The following is a 19,657-nucleotide window of genomic DNA, read 5'->3' on the forward strand; positions in this document are numbered from 1 at the left end:
TATGCTTCAATCAACACAGTGCAAGCTCTGGCTTGCACTTATTGCTGGTACGTTGCTGAGCCTAAATCTCTCTTTAGTGGCGTGGTCTAGCTTTGACCTATCTTTTCAATCATTGCAGGGCTTCTGGCTACACTTTAACTCAGCTAGCATGGAGCATCAAATCATCGCAACGCTAAGAATGCCTCGTGTACTCAGCGGTGCATTAATTGGAGCTAACCTCGCTGTTGCAGGCGCTCTCATGCAAGGATTGACTCGTAACCCCCTCGCTTCACCATCCGTGCTTGCTATCAATTCTGGAGCAGCACTATTTATCGTGTTGAGTAGCTTTGGCTTCCTATCTTTATCCTTGTCAACCGCGGTAATGGGTGCGGTAGGCAGCGCGTTAAGTGGTCTGTTGGTTATGTTTCTTGGTGGTGCTTTTGATGATCGTCCACACCCTGTGAAACTGGTACTAGCGGGCATCGCTATCAACGCTTTGTTGCTAGGACTCACACGCGCAACGATTATTCTTGCTGACGATCAAGCCTATAGCGTGCAATCTTGGCTCATTGGCTCAATTAGTAACTTAGATTGGTCTGCCCTGCACCAGTTATTGCCAATTAGTGTTGTGGGGTTAGCGTTAGCGTGGGCGCTTGCTCATCCTCTCAACCTGCTAGTTCTTGGTAACGATGTCGCTACAGGCTTAGGCGTAAACACCAGCATGATTCGATTACTGGCTTTCGTGGCTATTATTTTACTAACCAGTATCAGTGTTTCCATTGCAGGCCCTATTGGCTTTGTCGGTCTGTTAATTCCTCATATTGCACGCAAACTTGTTGGACACAGTTTCTTCGCTCTCATTCCCGCGAGTGCATTATTGGGGGCAATCTTAGTCATGTGTTCAGATGTACTTGCCAGGGGTATAGCCTTTCCCACAGAAACGCCGGTTGGTATCGTTACTGCGCTGATAGGCACGCCCTTTTTCATTTTTCTTTCTATAAAAAGTCGGTTTAGCTCATGAGTAGAACTTGGCTAGTCCTTATCTCGACGACCCTCGCACTGTCTGCTTTCAGTTTGTTAGTAGGAGTCGCTGACTTATCGTTGTCGCAAATAACCTTAACAGCCTTTAAAGGTGGCGAGTACGATTTCGTTGTCAATCACTATCGACTTCCACGTCTCTTCCTCGCCATTGGTGTTGGTGCTGGATTAGGAATCTCCGGAGCGTTGGTCCAAGGCGTGATCCGCAACCCTCTCGCCTCACCAGATTTAATCGGCGTAAGTGCTGGTGCTGGGTTTGTTGCCACACTTTTATTGACAGTATTCCCCAATGCACCAGTTTGGGTGCTGCCAGTTGCCGCAATGATTGGTGGCGTATCTGTGGGATTATTGCTGATCATCATCGCGCGCTCAGTTCAACTACCACCAGCCAGAATGGCACTCACTGGAATTGCTATCAGTGCCTTTCTTGCTAGCGGCATCGATTATTTGCTAGTGGTGCACCCAATCGAGATCAATACTGCAATGATTTGGCTCACCGGCAGTCTATGGGGACGAGGCTGGGAGCAGATGCCTTATATCTGGATGGGGCTTGCGATCTTACTACCTCTTTCATTGTGGCTCGCATGGCGACTAGACATTATTGGTCTTGGCGATGAATCTGCCATCTCCCTTGGTGTCGAACTTAACAAAGTACAAGCCATGGCGCTGATTTGCGCCGTCATGCTTGCCAGTTTGAGTGTGTCTATCGCCGGAACGATAAGCTTTGTTGGTCTTCTCGCACCGCATCTCGCTAGGCTACTGTTTGGACATAATCATAAAGCTTTGCTGATGGGCTCCGCTGTGATTGGTGCACTTCTTGTCCTTACTGCCGATACCATCGCTCGAGGGATCTCGCCGCCGATCGAACTTCCTGCGGGCGTTCTAACCTCTGTCATTGGCGCACCCTATTTCATCTTCCTACTCAAACGTTACAAGGGCTGGTAATGCTGTCTGTCGAGAAATTGAACGTTGCCTATGGCAACAACACTATTATTGAAAATCTGAATTTGACGATTCCGAAAGGCAAAATTACTGCGCTTATTGGTCCTAATGGATGTGGAAAGTCCACGTTATTGAAAACGTTAGCTCGGATAAACAAGCCTAAATCTGGAAGAGTCCTACTTGATTCTACGCCCTTAGATGAGTACGGCTCCAAGTCATTGGCCAGACGTCTTTCTATGCTCCCACAAACCCATACCAGCCCGGAAGGCATCACGATTCAAAAACTAGTGGAGTATGGTCGCGCGCCTTATACCTCTCACTGGGGCAAATTGTCCCCTGAAGATAAAGCGATTGTAGCGAATGCAATGCAAGCAACTGGTGTAGATACACTTGCACAAAGCCCAATTGATGCGCTCTCTGGAGGTCAAAGACAACGTGCTTGGATCGCAATGATCGTCGCTCAGGATACTGAAATTGTGATGCTTGATGAGCCAACGACTTATTTGGATCTATCTCATCAAATTGAGCTCATGCGGATGATGCAAGAGATGCATACACAAGGAAAAACGGTGATTGTGGTACTGCACGATTTAAATCAAGCCTGTCGTTACTGCGACCATTTGGTGGTGCTAAAGCAAGGGCAACTCGTAACCCATGGCACTCCAAAAGACGTGTTTACCCAATCGTTATTAAAAGAAGTCTTTGACCTTGATGCGTTGGTGATTGAAGACCCTATTTCTGGTTCACCTATGTGTGTAGCACGATAATTATATCAATAGGTTATAGATCACCTTTCGTTAATAATAATAACGTTATTGATAACTATTATCAAAAGCATTAATATCGCCACCCTAATGAGAAACACAGTGGTAATCAGGACACATGGCAAATCAAACTGGGAAGAAAGTCGTCTCCCTTTCGCTTCTCGCTCTGTCAATCGGACAAGCATTTGCGACAGAAGAAGTAAACGAATCACAGCCAACAAACAAACAGAAAACTGACGAAAATATGGTCGTTACTGCGACCCGCTACAGTCAAGATACAGATAAAATTCCGGGCTCAGTTCATGTCATTTCAGAAAAAGAACTGGAACAACAAACTGCGGTATCCGATGACCTAACCAGTGTTATCGCCAACCTAGTTCCGGGCATGACGCCAAGTCGACAAAAGCTCTCTACCCAAGGTGAAAACCTTCGTGGACGTACCGCACTTATCATGGTCGACGGTGTTCCGCAAAATAACCCACTTCGCAATGGTAACCGTAACGGTTACACCGTAGATTCTTCAATGCTTGAGCGTGTGGAAGTGGTTCAAGGAGCAAGTGCCGTACAAGGTAACGGCGCCACTGGCGGTATCATTAACTACGTAACAAAAAGTGCTAAACCAGGCGACCATTGGAAGCAGACCGTTGGAACACGCGTAACCTCAAACCTAAAGGAAGATGGTACAGGTGGTAAAGTCTATTACAATCTGAGCCAGTATGACGAAGATTACGATCTCTTTATTGGCGGTGCGTGGGAGCAACAAGGGCTGTATTACGATGGTAATGGCAACCCAATCGGCATGAACTCTATCCAAGGTGAAACGCAAGATTCCAATGCCACAAACTTTCTCGCTAAAGGAGGCTATAACTTTGATGGCGGCAATCAACGCGTCAGCTTCAGTGCTAGTCGCTACCAACTAAAAGGCAACCAGAACTACGTTAGTGTTCCTGGCGACTGGCAAAATGGCATTCCGGGAACCGTAGTTCCGGGCACACCTTCTGGCGATCCTACGTCAAACTATGCGGAACTGTATAACTTTGGTTATGACCATTATGACTTCTTTGGTGGCGAGCTGAAATTCCAAGCCTTTTACCAAGACTTTGAAGCGGTATTTGGTGAAGCATCATGGTGGCCAACAGCAAACAAACAATATGATCAAGGCGCTATCGTATCGACCAAAAAAGGCTTTAAGCTAAGTTATGTCAAAACCGATCTTCTTGGCTGGGATGATAGCTGGGTCATTGGTCTAGACGGTCTGGAAGACACCACAAAGCAAACTCTCACTCAATCTGGTAAAGATGTAACACCAGATATGATGTACCAGAGCTTAGCTCCCTTTATTCAGGGCGATATGCTAGTCACCAATTCTCTACGCCTTTCAGGTGGTGTTCGCTTTGAAAATACCAAAGTAACGGTTGCAGATGGTCAAACCTTGTGGGGCTATGGTAACGCAGGGCATCGTCAGGTTGATATTATTGGCGGCGAACAAAACTTTTCTCAGGCCGTCTTTAATGCCGGCGCCGTTTATGACTTTACCCCAAGTATCAGTTCATTCGTTGGCTTTAGCCAAGGCTTCGGTTTACCAGACATTGGACGTGTGCTGCGTGGTAACTGGATCGGTGGTCCAGCCGTCGTTGCTCCTGTAGGCGGTGCACCTATCGACTTCAACACCATGCCGGCGGTGAAACCTGTTGTAACGGATAACTACGAAGTGGGGCTAAGCTACAGCGATGACAAATGGTTTGTCAGTGGTAGTACTTACATGTCCATCGCTAAAGATGGTGCGAACCTAAGCCTTAACAGCGGTGGTACTTATGATGTTGTACGCCAACGCACCGATATTAAAGGTTACGAGTTCACCGCGACCTACAATATTTTGCCTACTACACAGATTCAGGCACTATATGCTCACGTAGAAGGTCAAGTAGATACCAATCAAGATGGCTCGGTGGATAGTGATATGGATCTTAAGAACCTATCTCCTGATCGCCTATTGATGGCAGTCAACCACAGCTTCTCAGACCGTTGGAATGGTCGTCTACAATACAACCATATGTTTTCTCGCAGTAAAGAGAAAAACGATGCCGGTAGTGCACAGCAGTTTGACGGCTATGGCTTAATGGATGTATCTATGTTCTACGATATGCAGCGTTACGGTCGTATCAGTGTCGGTATTGAAAACCTATTGAACGAGCAGTACATCAACTACTTTAGCCAGATACGCCACCACAATGCGTATTACTTCTCTGGTCGTGGTCGAACATTCAGTCTAGGTTACGAAATCGATTTTTGATTGCTGACAACACTGAACAATAAAAAAGCCCGCTTCAATGAAGCGGGCTTTTTACATTCGAACCAGCAACTGCTATACAGCTAATAGCTGTTGCTTAATTGCATCGTCAGTAAAAGCAGCATTAACGCTATTGCGATAGATATGCATATAGTCTTCTTCGGATAATCCAAACTGCTCAATCACCAACTGAACTTCTTTCGTCATTGTCGTATTCGATACGGTGCGATTATCAGTATTGATGGTGACTGGAATACCACGCTGACGGAAATCCTCAATCGGGTGTACAGTCATGCTTTCCACCGCTTTTGTCTGTACATTACTGCTCGGACACGTTTCTAAAGCCACTTGTTTTTCATGCACTAAGTCAAACGCTTGTTGATGAGTGGCGATATGAATGCCGTGTCCCACACGCTCTGCACCTAACATGGTAATGGCATCGTAAACGTTCTGCCCTTCGCCTTGTTCACCAGCGTGAATCGTGACGTTCAAACCCTGCTCTTTTGCATATTTCGCAAACGGAACAAATTTCTCACAGAATCCAAGCTCTTCTCCACCCGCGAGGTCAAATGCTGCTACACCTTTACCTAGGTACGCAGCACCAACATCAATAACATCATTAATCTCATCGGTTGGCATATGGCGTAGCAAAGACAGAATAATGTTGCCTTTAATGCCGTGTACTTCTTCTGCTCGTTTCATGCCAGCCACTACTGAGCTGATGATTTCTTCAATATTCAGACCTTGCTCTCTGTGTAAGAGAGGGCCAAAACGAACTTCCATATACTTAACATTTTCAAGTGCCGCATCTTCATAGACTTCAAAGGCGATACGTTCCAAGGCTTCTTTGGTCTGCATCACAGATAAAGGTAGATCAAAACGCTTTAAATACTCGAGTAGGTTTGAGCACGTCTCAGGGGCAATCATCAAGTCACGAATAACTTCAATATCCTGAGAGGGAATATCAACACCTTGGATAGAGGCAAGTTCGATGATGGTTTCAGGTCGCACGCTGCCATCTAAGTGACAGTGAAGGTCGATTTTTGGTAGTTGTTTATAGTTCATCGTTACCTCTCTTGGAATAGTTGATAAGCCTCATTCTTCCATTTACTCACTCCGGCTCCATGCAGAAAGGCGACAAGTGTATGCACTTGTTACATAAACATACATGACCCACGTCGAAGAGCTCAAGGAAATGGAGAGCATTTATACTGATTAATCTAATATAAAGCCACCTCAACTGCCTATTTTTTAGTGAGATAGTTCACTTTTTTTAGGTTAAACGTTTGCTTTTGAAAAGTGGAGTTCACAGATATTCATGCTTCACACAACCAGACAGTCTCCACACAATTCACGACATTTCCTACACAGACGTCAGATTCGAAACTCTTTAGAGTACGCCCCGAAACAATTTACAAGACTATTGAACAGGTATCAGAATGAAAAAAGCAGTGGCACTCATTTTAACAGGTCTATTTGCAACTAGCGCATTTGCAGGCGCAACTGACTCAGGTTTTTACGTGGGTGGTGGTTTTGGTTTAATGGAAAGTAAACTTGAGAACCAAGATAAATCTATTTTCCCTACATTTGATGGTGAGCGTTCATGGCGTATCTATGGCGGTTATGCATTTAACCGTATCGTATCACTAGAGGGTGGTTATACTAATTACGGTAGTCTGAGCAATAGTGATCTTAAGGGTCTAAAAATCACTCCTTCTGCAGCATCTTTAGCGGCTAACCTTGGTTACACATTCGACAACGGTATTCGACCGTTTGCCACGGTAGGTTTGTCTCGAGTAAATGCTGAAGCTAAATATAGCAACCATTCAAAAAGTGATTCAGCAACAGGCTTCCGTTATGGTATCGGTGTTGAATATATGCCAGCTCAAATCGATGGTTTGGGTGTACGCCTAGCGTATGAAGCTGATGCTTTCAACGTAGATATGGGCGGTTTTGACACTGATACGTTTACCGTTGGTTCTCTATACCTAGGCGCATCATACAAATTCTAAACTATCCAAAACACGTCAGTTAGCTTAACAACGATCAAAGCCACTTCCCTCGAAGTGGCTTTTTATTTATACCGACCTAAAAAGACCAACCTGCTTTGAAGATAGATACAGCCCCACTTCAATCAAGCTGAGGAATCTTGCTAACGCCAACACTTCCGGCCCAGCCTTCATTTTCGACAATAAAATCCACGCAGGAGTAACACCCAGATAGCGAAACCGAGTATTGGGGAAGAAGAAACGGTCATAGTCATCTACTGAAAAATATATAGGTGACGAATGTGGTGTGCCTATATTGGGCTCATCTGGACCTTTCTTTGCCCGTACTTGACCTAACTTAACGTGAGGCAAGCTTCCATTCTTTGCCAGACCCTGCATTTATCAACTAATGAGAATGAGCCGCAAGATTTTTGTTTCCTTTCTTATTCAGTAGGAATATAAATTGCGTAATTGGTTTTGATAATAGATAACACAGATATGGGAAATACACAGCAACCCACTACTCAGGTTAATGAAAAGCCACTGCAACTTTTAATGCAAGTTGCCGTGTCTGATATGCCTGTTTCAGCAAAAGATTTAAGCATTCAACTCGGCGTTCCTCTCAGCAGTCTTTACCGTCATATAAAGCTGCTTAAAGAGTGGAATCTTATTGAAGAGAGTCCACACGACAAAACACTGATTGTTGGTCCAGCTGCTCTGATGTTGATGCACAGCTATCAGTCGAGTACACACAACCTAGAAGCAATAGAGAGCATATTGTTCCGACTACAAAAGCAGACTGGTGAGATGTCAGCTTACATGGTACCAGTTGGCTATCGTGCTCTATGTGTCAGCTTGCAAGAGAGTGCGCAAGCACTTCGCTGCAGCTATGTAAGAGGACAGAGCCAACCTTTGCTTCGCGGGGCTTCCTCTAAAGTGATGCTGGCTTATTTACCAGAATCTCGTTGCGAAAAAATACTGCGTCATTTCGGTGAACACGAAAACGTCACTGATTGGAATAAGGAGCTGGAGCAGATTCGTCGTCAGGGATTTGCCATCAGTACGTCTGAGTTCGATCCCGGGGTAACGGGCATCAGTGCGCCAGTAATGAAAGGCTCGAAATTAATTGGTGCTGTTTCCATTATGGCTCCTGCCTATCGTGTAGAAGCCAACAAGGACAGATTCATTCTACATGTATTGCAGGCAGCAAGGGCGCTGCCACCAGAAAGGTAATTCATCATGCTCAACGTCTTCAAACAAATCTGGAAACGTCGTTATCATCCTGCTTTAGAGAGCCAACTTTCCGTATTCACGGTATCGGAAGCCATCCAGCCTATGAATAATGCCCAGTTTGAAGACGCTGACTCCCTCCTAGAAACCGCCTACGACTGGCTAAGCTCACAACAAAGTTCTCATTCAATGAGAAAAATTGGCCATTATCCAATTCTGGGTAGTTACTGCTCCGAAAGACCTTACTTCGAAAGCCCGGTTGCAAAACGCGACTTCACCGGTCAGCTCAACCAACAACTTGCGGTTGGTGCAATGCCGCTCGTCATTACCAATTGCCACGAAACCTTGCTCGACATTATTCCCAATCTACTGATCGACAAAGATGAAATTGGTATTGTAAACATCAACGCAGAATTGCTACTCGATCAATGTCTTGATGTCACAGTCGGTTCAATGCTGCATTTCGCACTTAACAGATATAATGAGTGCCGCGCCTTTCATATCGGCATCGACAATAATCGCTGCAACAAAAAACAGTTAGAGTACGCGGAAGATATGGGATGTGATTGGCTTCTTTCAAATGAAGTGGTGTACAGAAATCGAGCAATGATAAAAGAGCAGCTTGCGCGATTTATCAGTCACTGCGACAGACTGGTTGTAACCATCGATCTACCTTCTATTTCGAGACACAATTCAAACCTAGAGAAGCATAAGCTCGATGTGGCTATGGTATTGCGAGTACTACGCCAGTGCTTGGCTTCAGATAAGGTGCTATTAGTTCAGCTTGTAGGTGCTAAGGAACAACACATTTACTCTAAACCAACCCAGCTTCTTGTCCAAGAAACAGGGCTGTTCTTTTCCTAGATAAATCAATCGTTACACCTGATAGCGAGCCAAGAAGAGCTCGGCAGTAGACAGCGCAAGTTGCTGAGCAACTTCGTCGGGCAATGTATCCGTCATTCCCATCAATTGTGGCCAAAAGCAACTACCTTTAATTAGGCTATGCAACTGAACGCTTGCCACACTAATATCTGGAATAGTCAGTTGTTGTTGATCATTCTTGTGCTCTAACCATTTGTATAAGGCAGTTTCTTGCTTCGACATTTTATCCGCTTGGGCTTTCAGTTCCTCTGGTCGATAAAAGTAATGTCCAAACGCAACCTTCGACAAATCAATATAAGCAGGATTGTTCAAGATACCTATCTCATGCGACAGTAAATAGACTAGTTGTTGTTTGAGATCCATCGACGCCAAAGGTTGCAAGTCAACATCCATCATAGATTGTCGCCACAAATCCGATAGCAAACTCATAACTAATACTTCTTTTGACTCGAAGTGATTATATACCGTTCGTTTCGATACACCGGCCATCGCCGCGAGTTTATCCATACTAGTATTATGTACGCCAAACTCGTGAAACGCGTGTTTAGCCGCCTCAATAATTGCCTCGCGCTTCATCTCGCTTCGCGTTTTTTTCTTTTCTGTCATTGGGTTACTCGACAACTCAAATTTTTCTTCCCGTATCTTACACTAATCAGTTTACTTTTTACATTTTAAAAGTAAACTACACTGGTCAGTTTACAAAAGACTTCAGCTATCGATCTCATTACAGCCAGTCTTTTAATCGCGATAGGAAATATCATGAGAAAGTCACTAATCGCCTCAATAGGAGTTCTAGCAATGAGTACCACTGCCTTAACCGCTTGCAGCAACACAGAGAAAGACCCCGAGCGTTATCCAGATAAATACGTCAATACTGAGTTGGAATACCAATCGAGCTTTAGCGACATCGTTAAGATCATGAAGTCTTATTTCACCACTGAGCGCGATACCCCAACTCCGACCTTCGACTTACCTGTACATGTGATGACATCAGAACAATTGTTGAGTGAGCAACAAGATGTGGTTTATCGGCTTGGACATTCTAGCGTTATTATGAAGCTAGATGGCCAGTTGGTCATGGCAGATCCAGTTTTCAGCGATAGAGCATCTCCGGTGCAATGGGCTGGGCCTAAACGCTTTCATAAGACGCCAATATCCCTAGAAGATTTACCGCAGATAGATGTGGTTATCATCAGTCACGACCATTACGACCACTTAGACAAAGCCTCAGTCAAAGCACTGGTAGATAAAGTTAATCACTTTGTTGTGCCACTAAAAGTAGGTGATTATCTTGTCAAATGGGGAGTACCTAAAAACAAGATTACCGAACTTGCATGGTGGGAATCGCATGAGGTCAACGGTATCACATATACTCTGACACCGACTCAGCATTTCTCTGGTCGTGGCTTAACGGACCGTGATTCTACCCTTTGGGGTAGCTGGGTCATTAACAGTCAACAAGCCAACGTGTTCTTTTCTGGAGACTCTGGTTACTTTGGAGGATTTGCTGAAATTGGCGAGAAATATGGGCCTTTTGATTTTACTATGATTGAAACTGGCGCCTACAACAAGTTGTGGTCACAAATCCACATGTTCCCTGAAGAAAGCGTGCAAGCCCATATCGACGTCAAAGGTAAGGTCATGATGCCTATTCACAACAGCACTTTTGATTTGTCCATGCACGATTGGCATGAACCGATGAACAGAGCTCTTGAGATAAGTCAGGAACGTGGTGTAACTATGGTCTCGCCAGAGATTGGACAGCGTTTGGAAATTCACAATCCAACGCCAGTTAAGCAATGGTGGAATCAATGAAGCTAATTCATTCACTTCTGATAGGTGGACTACTGATAGGCTCCAACGCCTTCGCCAATACTGAGGAAGATGTACGATATCTGATCAATCAAATGCGACAATCTGATTGCGACTTCATACGTAACGGTGATAGCCATAATGGTAAAGAAGCAGCAGAACACTTAACCCGAAAATGGAACTACGCTAAGGATGATGTAGCCTCTATTCAGATATTTGTTGAAGAAGTAGCGTCGAAAAGTTGGTTCACCGGAACACCCTACTACGTTATCTGCCAAGGTAAACAAACTACAAGTGCTGACTGGTTAACTCAGCAATTGAAACTGAAGTAATATTCTTTTGATTACTAGGCGTTTGGTTGAAAGCCAAGCGCCTTTCTTATACCCACTAGCCCTAAGATCCACCCTGACTCACACAATAGAGATGTCTACTTTTCAACCATAAATCGATACATAATTTTAACAATTAAAATTTTTATACATTTTTATTGCATAAATAACACTTCTGATAGTATAGTTCACACAATGATTTTTAATGCAGTAAATCAGCATGGGTATTCAAGCAAACAACCTCAATAAGTTCTACGGCACGACTCAAGTTTTGCACGATGTCAGCTTTCATTGCGGCAAGGGTGAAACCTTGGTTCTCTTAGGTCCTAGTGGTGCTGGTAAAAGCTCTCTACTTCGCTTGTTAAATTTGCTGGAAATGGCAGATGGCGGGGCGCTCAGTATTGCGAACAATGACTACGACTTCGATCAACAAGTATGTGAAAAACAAGGTTTAGCACTTCGTAAGCAAGTCGGGATGGTTTTCCAACAGTATAACCTTTGGCCTCATATGACGGTAATGGAGAACTTAATTGAAGCGCCCACTAAGGTAGCAGGCGTCTCGAAAGAGCAAGCCACACAAGAAGCCTTAAAAATGCTTTCTACACTTCAACTCGCTGATAAAGCCGATGCGTGGCCACTACAACTATCAGGTGGTCAGCAACAGCGCGTTGCTATTGCAAGAGCATTGATGATGAAACCTGAAGTCTTGCTCTTTGACGAACCAACAGCAGCGCTTGATCCTGAAATCACAACTCAGATCGTCAATATTATCAACGAATTGAGTGAAACGGGCATCACTCAAGTGGTTGTTACACATGAAGTTGATTTTGCGAAGAAAATTGCCAGTCATGTTCTTTATCTCGAAAAAGGCCGAGTCATCGAACATGGCACAAAAGACGCATTTAAAAACCCAACTACTCAAGCTTTTGCTGACTACTTAACACACTAAATAACAATGGAGATTGCCTTCATCGCAATCTGACAAGGAGAATTATTATGAAAAAGATGTTACTTGCTTCACTGATTGGTCTGGCTTCTACCGGCGCAATGGCACAACAAGAAATCAAATTTGCAATGGAAGCGACTTACGCGCCATTCGAATATGTCGATGAAAATAACCAGATCCAAGGTTTTGATGTCGACCTTGCTAACGCGCTATGTAAACAGATTGAAGCCAAATGTAGTTTCCATAACCAAGCCTTTGATAGCTTAATTCCTGCACTTAAGTTCAAACGCTACGACGCAGCGATTTCTGGTATCGACATTACTGAAGCCCGTCAGCAGCAGGTAAGCTTTACCAATGCTTATTACGACAACTCAGCGGCTTTCGTAGCGATGACAGGTAAGGTTGCATCACAAGCAGTACTAGAAGGTAAGCGTGTAGGTGTTCAAAACGGTTCAACGCACCAAAGCTACCTATTAGAGCAAATGCCAGGTGTAACAGCCGTACCTTATGGCAGTTACCAAGATGCGTTCATCGATATGCAAAATGGTCGTATTGACTCTGTATTCGGTGACACGGCAGTTGTCGCAGAATGGTTTAAGAAAGACGACAAACTGGCTTACGTTGGTGACCAAATCACTAACCAAAAATACTTTGGTAATGGCTTCGGCATCGCTGTAAACAAAGACAACCAAGCATTGGTTGACCAGCTAAATGCAGCACTTAAAACAGTAAAAGAAAACGGCGAATACCAAGCTATTTTCGATAAGTACTTCGGGAATTAATATGGGTTTAACGGGTTACTCAGCGTCACTCGTACAGGCAAGTTGGGTAACCATCCAACTTGCTTTCGTCAGCCTTTTGGTTGGCTTAGTACTGGCGATCATTTTTGCTGGTGGCGAGATGTCTCGTCACAAAATCATCTCTTGGCCAACCACGGCAATTGTCACCATTATTCGTGGCTTGCCAGAACTTCTAGTCGTTCTGTTTATCTTCTTTGGTTCTACACAAGTCTTGTTTTTGATTACGGGAGATTTCATTGAGGTTAGCCCGTTCTTAGCAGGTGTCATCGCACTCTCGTTGATTTTTGCCTCTTATGCAGCACAAACCATTCGTGGAGCACTAAAGGCAGTACCCAGTGGCCAGCGAGAAGCTGGCAGTGCATTAGGCCTAAGTCGTGCACGTGTTTTCTTTAGAATAGTGCTGCCACAAGCGGTTAAGCATGCCCTACCCGGACTCACCAATCAGTGGCTCGTACTATTAAAAGATACTGCTTTAGTCTCACTAATTGGCGTTACAGACTTAATGAAACAAGCACAATTAACCTCTGCGGCGACACATGAAGCGTTTACTTGGTATGCGACAGCAGCGGCGATTTATCTTGTCATCACATTGATTACTCAAAAAGCAGTAAAAGTACTAGATAAAAAGTTCTCCTCAAAAGAAATGGCCGTCGGTAGCAAAGGAGTCACAGCATGAATCAACAACATGTTTGGCAAATGGTCGATGGCTTGCAAACAAGCCTACAGCTTACTGTTGTAGCACTAATCGTAGGCTGCCTGCTTGCGTTGCTGATGACACTTAGCTTGATTCTTCGAACGCCAGTAGTTCACTGGCTAACGCGTGGTATCATCACTCTTTTTACTGGTACACCGCTATTGGTTCAGATCTTTCTGGTCTACTACGGACCGGGGCAGTTTGAAGTCATTAGAGAAAGTTTTTTGTGGACATGGCTAAGCCAACCTTGGTTCTGTGCCATGCTTGCCCTTGCACTTAACACCGCGGCGTACAGTACTCAACTATTTAAAGGCGCGTTCAATGCTATTCCATCAGGTCAATGGCAGGCATGTCGTGCGCTAGGGATGGATATGAAAGCAACGCTACGTGTCTTGCTTCCGTTTGCGATTCGCCGAGCGATCCCTGCTTACTCGAATGAAGTGATCTTAGTATTTAAAGGCACATCGCTGGCCAGTACCATCACTATCATGGATATCATGGGCTACGCACAGCGTATCAATGCTCAAACTTACGACACACTCGTCGTCTTTAGCGTGGCAGGGCTTTTCTATCTTGGGGTAAATGGCATTCTTACTTTGATCTTTAGGCAAGTTGAGAAAAAAGCTCTGGCTTTTGAAGCGGCACGCTAAATCCACTGGCGCTGAAAAAGAATATCACCTGAAAAAGTGGAGCAAGCGCTCCACTTAAATCATGACTTTCAGAGAGAATACCAACACATCTGTAAACAGGGCAGTTTCAAATCCCAAATGCTTATAATGTAATGTTAGAGTCGGAGCAAACACTGGAGTGATACCACCAAGCTGTACGCTGTTCTGCTCTTTTGTGTATCCTGTAATCCCCCCCAATCTTATGCCAACTTTTGCCCAAGGCGTCCAGTCGAACTGAGGGTGGTAAGACAAGATATACGAACGCGTATCGAAACTGTTTAGTAGCGTAAATGCTTCCCATCTTTTGTATCGAACACCAACGATGTAGTTATCTTGGTTTCTGCCCGTAGACGTTAAGTGCTCAGTCCAACCCGCAAAGGTAACGTCAACACCACCTTTCCATTCATCAGCCTTATGATTTTCTTCTTTGACAGATTTTTCTATCGCAAACACAGTAAAGCTAGTTGCGATAAGAACAATGAGCAACACGATGCGGCGTACCATACCAGTTTTTCCGAATACAACATGGGGAACGCTATGCTACAAAAAGTCTACTCGGTTTATTGTCTGTTATTGTATGTTAATGTCGCTATTATCAGTACTAACATCGACTATTTACATGTCTTGTTAAGCACCATTTCAATAAAGCATTTTCCTTCACTGTTAATACATAAGATTTGTTCTTTATCTTGAACCACTTGTACTTCCGTTGGCATTAAAACGGGCTTCTTGAATGCAAAACCCACATTACGAAGAGCGGTTGAATCGTCTCCAGTTGTCAAAAGTTTAGCCACCATATACATCCCATGAATGATCGGCCTATTAAATCCAAATAATTTAGCTGACCATCGAGCCAGATGGATTGGATTATAGTCTCCCGATAATTTTGCGTACTCTCGTGCTTGGCTGACGCTAACAGTAAACGTGGCTAGTTCAGGCAACGAGGTCGACAGCGCAGGGGGACTATTCTTAGATCTCACGTTTTTGCGTTTAATCGGCATCAAGTAACCAGATCGATACCTCGCAATCATCTGTCCTGAGCGATAAAAAGCTCCATGCAATTCAAAACTCAATCCACGGTCAGTTTTTTGCTCTGCTTGTAACTCCAGTTGAAACTCGTAACTTTGTTCACCGTCGAGCTCATCAAACTGCTCAAACTCTATATAGGTATGAACTAACCCTAGAGGACGAATAGAGGTATTTGGATGAGTGAACAGTTGCAATTGCTCATTTTGAGTGGCAACAAATAGAAACGGTAATGGTACGGAGCCTTTGCTAAAGCCGAAGTAGTCCTTATAACGCTGAAGCTTTTCTGAATCAAAATGGAAATTTGAATTGGTTAGCGATAGCGGCCCAATACAAGTAATAGCATTGACATCAATTCGTTTCAGTAAGGCTTTGAATAGTAGAGTGGAATATCGACTGGAGCGAGAAGCATCAATGTGCATTGAAAGTACCGTAAACGTGGCAGTTACTGATTGAGCCTAGTTTACCTTGTCTTGCTCCAATGCAATAGCGCCTCTAATATGAGAGGCGCTAGATGCCATACCTGGTTGCCGAATGATTATTTCGGCTCGTTCATCTTGATAACCAGTTTACCGAAGTTTTTACCTTCCAATAAGCCCATAAAAGCTTCTGGTGTATTTTCAAAACCATCAACTAGGTGTTCTTTATACTTGATTTTACCTTCTGCAAGCCATTGTCCCATCTGAGATGCAAACTCATCATAACGGTGTGCGTAGTCATCAAAAATGATGAAGCCTTGCATCTTGATTCGCTTAATCAGCAAAGTTGCTACCAACATTGACATGCGATCAGGCCCTTCAGGTAATGACGTTGCATTGTATTGAGAAATCAAACCACATACAGGGATGCGCGCACCCGTATTTAACAATGGCAACACCGCATCGAATACTTTACCACCAACGTTTTCGAAATAGACATCGATGCCATCACCGCAAGCTTCAGCAAGTTGCTGCGCCAGGTCATCTGATTTATGGTCTAAACACTCATCAAAACCCAGTACCTCTTTTGCGTGCTGACACTTCTCGGCACCGCCCGCTATGCCGACGACTTTGCAACCTTTCAGTTTCGCGATTTGACCTACCGTTGCACCAACTGGTCCAGTTGCGGCAGCCACAACCACAGTGTCACCCGCTTTAGGTTGACCAATATCCAAAAGGCCCATGTAAGCGGTAAAACCAGGCATCCCCATTATACCAAGTGCAAATGAAGGATGACTTGGGTTCTTACCCAGTTTCACTAGCCCTTCACCATTAGAGATGGCGTAATCTTGCCATCCTGTATAAGCCAGAACCCAATCGCCTTGCTCAAAGTTTCCATTGTTTGATTGCTCAACCTGACAAACCGTTGCGCCGACCATGACCTCATCCAAGGCAACCGGATCCGCATATGACTCTGCAGCACTCATTCGACCTCGCATGTAAGGGTCAAGAGACAGATAAATCGCTCTCAACAGCATTTCCCCATCTTTTGGCTCAGGAATTACCGCCGACTCCAAACGGAAGTTCTCATTTACCGGTGCACCCACAGGGCGTGAAGCTAAGACAATTCTTCGGTTATTTTCTTGTGACATCTTGATTCCCTTTTGTTCCTTTGCTTTAAATATTAGACCAGTCGTCTAGTTTTGTTTGATAAAAAAACCTGTTGTATAAACAGGTTATAAATTAATTATTTATGCTTTAACAGGTGCTCGGTCATTGATAGAGCTACCCTTAACTGTGCCGTGTCTTGGCTGAGCTTACTCAGCAGACTTGCACCTAACCATTGTTGGTAGACGGTACTGGCAGTGCTTAAGCTATCTTGAACAGTAATAGAGCCATCCTCGATACCTAACTCAATACACTTTGCAATTGCTGCAACGATTCGCCCCGCTCCAGTCAGTAGCTCCGAACGCATGGTTTCAGACAAATCAGAGACTTCAGCACCTAACTTAACTACTAAGCATTTATGTGCATTGCAGCGTCCCGCTTCAACATCAAGCCAGCGATTGAAATAGCTCATTAAACGTTCATAACCGGTGCCGTTTTCACTACAGAACAGAGCTTCAATACGTTCCATATAGCCTTCAAAATAACAGGCAATCAAAACTTCTCCGAAGTGCTCTTTAGACTTAAAGTAATGATAAAACGACCCTTTCGGTACATCTGCTGCTCTCAATAACTCCGACAAACCCACCGCAGTAAAGCCTTTCGATAGTATTAACTGATACCCCACATCAAGGATATGCTGTCTTGTTTCGTTTGTTTTTGCATTCATGCCGCTACCATACAAACAATTAGACCAGTCGTCTAGTGATTTGTAATGTAATCATCTTTCACAGTTCGGTACAAACGTATTGTTACTGCAACCACAGTGACCCAAGCATGACTTACCTTTGTTTTTTGAGTTACAATCCCTTTCAATCTGGCATCTTCAGAAAAACGAGGGAATGATGAAAAAAATCGTATTGATGTTTTTGCTCACTTTGCCGCTGATGGCTTGCACTGAAGTCGGCAGCGAAGCGTGGTGTAAAGACATGAAAGAAAAACCAAAAGGCGACTGGACAGCGAACGAAGCGAGTGATTACGCTAAACATTGTATCTTTTAGTCAATCTGACTGAACCAAAATAGCCTTAGATAGTCCCATTTAAAAAACAATGGGACTTCAAAATGATACGCTCACTTATTGTCACCTTAGCGTGGCTCTCCTTCTCTACTCATGCCGCAGTTAAGTATCAAATAACTACTCACGACGCCGACTCAAAGCAAGTTACGATTCAGGCGGATACCTCTGACATTGGAACATTCCAACTTTCCAAGCCACGAACCACCAGCCCGTCAGATGTCCCTGACATCCAGTGCCTCTCAAACAGTGGACAAAGTACAACCGTCAGTTTTGACTCTCCTACTTCCTATCGCCAAATATCCTGGATTGTCAGATTTGAAGCAAAAACATCTGACGAATTCGAACCTGCACAACAAGTTAATACCTATGAGCCAAATGAAGGCTGGCACTTTTTGAGCGAGTGGAACTCGCTGCCCACCATTCAAGGGCAAGACATTGAAGTTTGCGACCCAAACAACGTCTGCAGCGCTATGCCTAACTCAGAGCAGCCGCCTCTTTTTGTGGTTTGGGGTATGCCCTATGAGCGTATGAATATCGGTTCTTCTACCGTCGTAGTGAAAAGTAATGCCTTGCCGTTACTTAAATCTAACGGTTCATGGTTGCAAAACTTAACGCATCAACTGAATTATCTGAGCACTGTCTTTAATGACAAACAACCACATCAGTGGCAGCTCATCTATTTCTCTAAAGACAAAAGCCAACGCAACGTTTCAGGTGCGGCTGGATACAATATCCTTTTAAGCAATGTGCTCACTGACAAGGGGGCTTTTGCCAAGGACAGTATGTTTCATCTTGCAAAAGTGATAGCCCATGAGTCAGTTCATTTCATGGGGTCTCGCTCATTACCCGTATGGGCAGAAGAGGGGTTAGCTGAATATTACGCTATCAAATCCCTACAATTTACCGACTTAAGCAACAAGCCTTCGCCCGTCAAAAACTGGGAAAAGGCATCGAAAGAGTTTCAGCACCTTGGAAATGTAGGATTGATAGAAGCGGGTAAAAAAGTATCCATCGAGAACGACATGCAATATTACCCGTTGTTTTATGTTAAAGGTCCCGCGTTCTGGCAAACGCTCGACGAGCAACTACAAGCGAATCAAAGCTCTCTCGATACACTCATCCCATTGTTACAAACAGGCAACGACTTCAACCTTCCGGATGCCTTTGTAAACCAAGTCACCGGTATTATTGGAAACGATAAGTGGCAGGAAATTAGCTTAGCCTACTTGTAACTTTAAAGTACAATACAACGTCTTTTTGATATGAGAAAAAACCATGACAATCAATAGAATAAACCCAAGTAAACGTTGGTCTGATATCACTGTATTTAATGGAATCGGTCACTTTGTGGAAGTCGCAGAAGCGGACACCTCTGCCGACGTAAAAGGTCAGACACAACAGATTTTCGAACAAGCAGAGCAGATGTTAACGCAGATGAACAGCGATAAATCACGCATTCTATCCGCAACCATCTTTCTTACTGACTTTGCCAATTTTGATGCATTTAACGAAGTATGGGATGAATGGTTTGCTGAAGGCACTGCACCAAGTCGAGCATGTGTGAAAGTAGAGCTCGCTGACCCTAACTTGCTAGTTGAGATTGCGTTTGTTGCAGCTGAGCGTCAGTAACTTGGCTCGAGTTTGAATGCTCAAGTAAACATAGTTGG

23 protein-coding genes are annotated in these 19,657 nt (G+C 44.2%); 16 read left to right on the forward strand and 7 right to left on the reverse strand.

From position 1 onward, the window contains the following. The first annotated feature begins 1 nt into the window (after position 1). The 4 genes from MMA19_RS04245 to MMA19_RS04260 all read left to right on the forward strand — a co-directional run bounded on the left by MMA19_RS04245 (position 2) and on the right by MMA19_RS04260 (position 5,016). Complete coding sequence (locus MMA19_RS04245) at positions 2-1,000, forward strand: iron chelate uptake ABC transporter family permease subunit (protein ID WP_240205576.1); 999 nt, start codon at positions 2-4, stop codon at positions 998-1,000. After that, positions 997-1,962 (forward strand): iron chelate uptake ABC transporter family permease subunit, encoded by a 966-nt coding sequence (locus MMA19_RS04250; protein ID WP_240205577.1) that lies wholly within the window; start codon positions 997-999, stop codon positions 1,960-1,962. Before MMA19_RS04245 ends, MMA19_RS04250 begins: the two co-directional genes overlap by 4 nt. Then, complete coding sequence (gene fecE, locus MMA19_RS04255) at positions 1,962-2,726, forward strand: Fe(3+) dicitrate ABC transporter ATP-binding protein FecE (RefSeq protein ID WP_006074687.1); 765 nt, start codon at positions 1,962-1,964, stop codon at positions 2,724-2,726. Before MMA19_RS04250 ends, fecE begins: the two co-directional genes overlap by 1 nt. A 115-nt stretch (positions 2,727-2,841) precedes the next feature. Then, positions 2,842-5,016, forward strand: a complete 2,175-nt coding sequence (locus MMA19_RS04260; RefSeq protein ID WP_240205578.1) for a TonB-dependent receptor — start codon at positions 2,842-2,844, stop codon at positions 5,014-5,016. Positions 5,017-5,088: 72 nt separating this feature from the next. On the opposite strand, the gene add is transcribed toward MMA19_RS04260, so the two are convergent. Further along, complete coding sequence (gene add / locus MMA19_RS04265) at positions 5,089-6,078, reverse strand: adenosine deaminase (RefSeq protein ID WP_198559125.1); 990 nt, start codon at positions 6,076-6,078, stop codon at positions 5,089-5,091. A 374-nt stretch (positions 6,079-6,452) separates the two neighbouring features. Between add and MMA19_RS04270 the strand changes: the two genes are divergently transcribed. Beyond that, the gene (locus MMA19_RS04270; RefSeq protein WP_062458368.1) at positions 6,453-7,025 is read left to right on the forward strand and encodes a porin family protein; all 573 of its coding nucleotides are present in this window, start codon (positions 6,453-6,455) and stop codon (positions 7,023-7,025) included. Positions 7,026-7,091: 66 nt separating this feature from the next. Here the strand turns inward: MMA19_RS04270 and MMA19_RS04275 are convergent, their stop codons facing one another. Beyond that, positions 7,092-7,400, reverse strand: coding sequence for a hypothetical protein (locus MMA19_RS04275; protein WP_240205579.1), 309 nt, complete (start codon positions 7,398-7,400; stop codon positions 7,092-7,094). A 99-nt stretch (positions 7,401-7,499) separates the two neighbouring features. Between MMA19_RS04275 and MMA19_RS04280 the strand changes: the two genes are divergently transcribed. Continuing rightward, the gene (locus tag MMA19_RS04280; RefSeq protein ID WP_240205580.1) at positions 7,500-8,234 is read left to right on the forward strand and encodes an IclR family transcriptional regulator; all 735 of its coding nucleotides are present in this window, start codon (positions 7,500-7,502) and stop codon (positions 8,232-8,234) included. 6 nt (positions 8,235-8,240) lie between these two features. Next, positions 8,241-9,095: an arginase gene (locus tag MMA19_RS04285; protein ID WP_240205581.1), complete on the forward strand. Its 855-nt coding sequence runs from the start codon at positions 8,241-8,243 to the stop codon at positions 9,093-9,095. Positions 9,096-9,107: 12 nt separating this feature from the next. Here the strand turns inward: MMA19_RS04285 and MMA19_RS04290 are convergent, their stop codons facing one another. Next, positions 9,108-9,719, reverse strand: coding sequence for a TetR/AcrR family transcriptional regulator (locus MMA19_RS04290; RefSeq protein ID WP_006074680.1), 612 nt, complete (start codon positions 9,717-9,719; stop codon positions 9,108-9,110). A 153-nt stretch (positions 9,720-9,872) separates the two neighbouring features. Between MMA19_RS04290 and MMA19_RS04295 the strand changes: the two genes are divergently transcribed. The 6 genes from MMA19_RS04295 to artM all read left to right on the forward strand — a co-directional run bounded on the left by MMA19_RS04295 (position 9,873) and on the right by artM (position 14,344). After that, on the forward strand, positions 9,873-10,928 hold the full coding sequence (locus MMA19_RS04295) for an MBL fold metallo-hydrolase (RefSeq protein WP_198559127.1): 1,056 nt from the start codon (positions 9,873-9,875) through the stop codon (positions 10,926-10,928). After that, a complete protein-coding gene (locus tag MMA19_RS04300; RefSeq protein WP_062458380.1) occupies positions 10,925-11,257 on the forward strand; it encodes a DUF5329 family protein in 333 nt (110 codons plus the stop codon). The genes MMA19_RS04295 and MMA19_RS04300 overlap by 4 nt, the downstream gene beginning before the upstream one ends. Before the next feature lie 217 nt (positions 11,258-11,474). Beyond that, positions 11,475-12,203, forward strand: a complete 729-nt coding sequence (gene artP / locus MMA19_RS04305; protein WP_240205582.1) for an arginine ABC transporter ATP-binding protein ArtP — start codon at positions 11,475-11,477, stop codon at positions 12,201-12,203. Positions 12,204-12,250: 47 nt separating this feature from the next. After that, positions 12,251-12,982, forward strand: coding sequence for an arginine ABC transporter substrate-binding protein (locus tag MMA19_RS04310; RefSeq protein ID WP_062458387.1), 732 nt, complete (start codon positions 12,251-12,253; stop codon positions 12,980-12,982). Between the two features lies 1 nt (position 12,983). Then, positions 12,984-13,676, forward strand: a complete 693-nt coding sequence (gene artQ, locus MMA19_RS04315; RefSeq protein WP_038227185.1) for an arginine ABC transporter permease ArtQ — start codon at positions 12,984-12,986, stop codon at positions 13,674-13,676. Further along, a complete protein-coding gene (artM, locus tag MMA19_RS04320; RefSeq protein WP_006074674.1) occupies positions 13,673-14,344 on the forward strand; it encodes an arginine ABC transporter permease ArtM in 672 nt (223 codons plus the stop codon). Before artQ ends, artM begins: the two co-directional genes overlap by 4 nt. 54 nt (positions 14,345-14,398) lie before the next feature. Here the strand turns inward: artM and MMA19_RS04325 are convergent, their stop codons facing one another. The 4 genes from MMA19_RS04325 to MMA19_RS04340 all read right to left on the reverse strand — a co-directional run bounded on the left by MMA19_RS04325 (position 14,399) and on the right by MMA19_RS04340 (position 17,641). After that, a complete protein-coding gene (locus MMA19_RS04325; protein ID WP_240205583.1) occupies positions 14,399-14,866 on the reverse strand; it encodes a hypothetical protein in 468 nt (155 codons plus the stop codon). A 107-nt stretch (positions 14,867-14,973) separates the two neighbouring features. Continuing rightward, positions 14,974-15,810 (reverse strand): MaoC/PaaZ C-terminal domain-containing protein, encoded by an 837-nt coding sequence (locus MMA19_RS04330; RefSeq protein WP_240205584.1) that lies wholly within the window; start codon positions 15,808-15,810, stop codon positions 14,974-14,976. A 116-nt stretch (positions 15,811-15,926) separates the two neighbouring features. Continuing rightward, positions 15,927-16,958, reverse strand: coding sequence for an NADP-dependent oxidoreductase (locus MMA19_RS04335; protein WP_240205585.1), 1,032 nt, complete (start codon positions 16,956-16,958; stop codon positions 15,927-15,929). 95 nt (positions 16,959-17,053) lie between these two features. Then, positions 17,054-17,641: a TetR/AcrR family transcriptional regulator gene (locus tag MMA19_RS04340; protein ID WP_240205586.1), complete on the reverse strand. Its 588-nt coding sequence runs from the start codon at positions 17,639-17,641 to the stop codon at positions 17,054-17,056. A 175-nt stretch (positions 17,642-17,816) separates the two neighbouring features. On the opposite strand from MMA19_RS04340, the gene MMA19_RS04345 reads away from it, so the two are divergent. The 3 genes from MMA19_RS04345 to MMA19_RS04355 all read left to right on the forward strand — a co-directional run bounded on the left by MMA19_RS04345 (position 17,817) and on the right by MMA19_RS04355 (position 19,619). Further along, on the forward strand, positions 17,817-17,972 hold the full coding sequence (locus tag MMA19_RS04345; RefSeq protein WP_006074668.1) for a DUF3012 domain-containing protein: 156 nt from the start codon (positions 17,817-17,819) through the stop codon (positions 17,970-17,972). 62 nt (positions 17,973-18,034) lie between these two features. Further along, positions 18,035-19,222 (forward strand): hypothetical protein, encoded by a 1,188-nt coding sequence (locus tag MMA19_RS04350; RefSeq protein ID WP_240205587.1) that lies wholly within the window; start codon positions 18,035-18,037, stop codon positions 19,220-19,222. Between the two features lie 43 nt (positions 19,223-19,265). Next, entirely contained in the window at positions 19,266-19,619 is a 354-nt protein-coding gene (locus tag MMA19_RS04355) for a RidA family protein (protein ID WP_006074666.1), read from the forward strand. Positions 19,620-19,657 lie beyond the last annotated feature (38 nt).

It is taken from the genome of Vibrio sp. CyArs1, from assembly GCF_022432925.1.
GTDB lineage: Bacteria > Pseudomonadota > Gammaproteobacteria > Enterobacterales > Vibrionaceae > Vibrio > Vibrio mediterranei.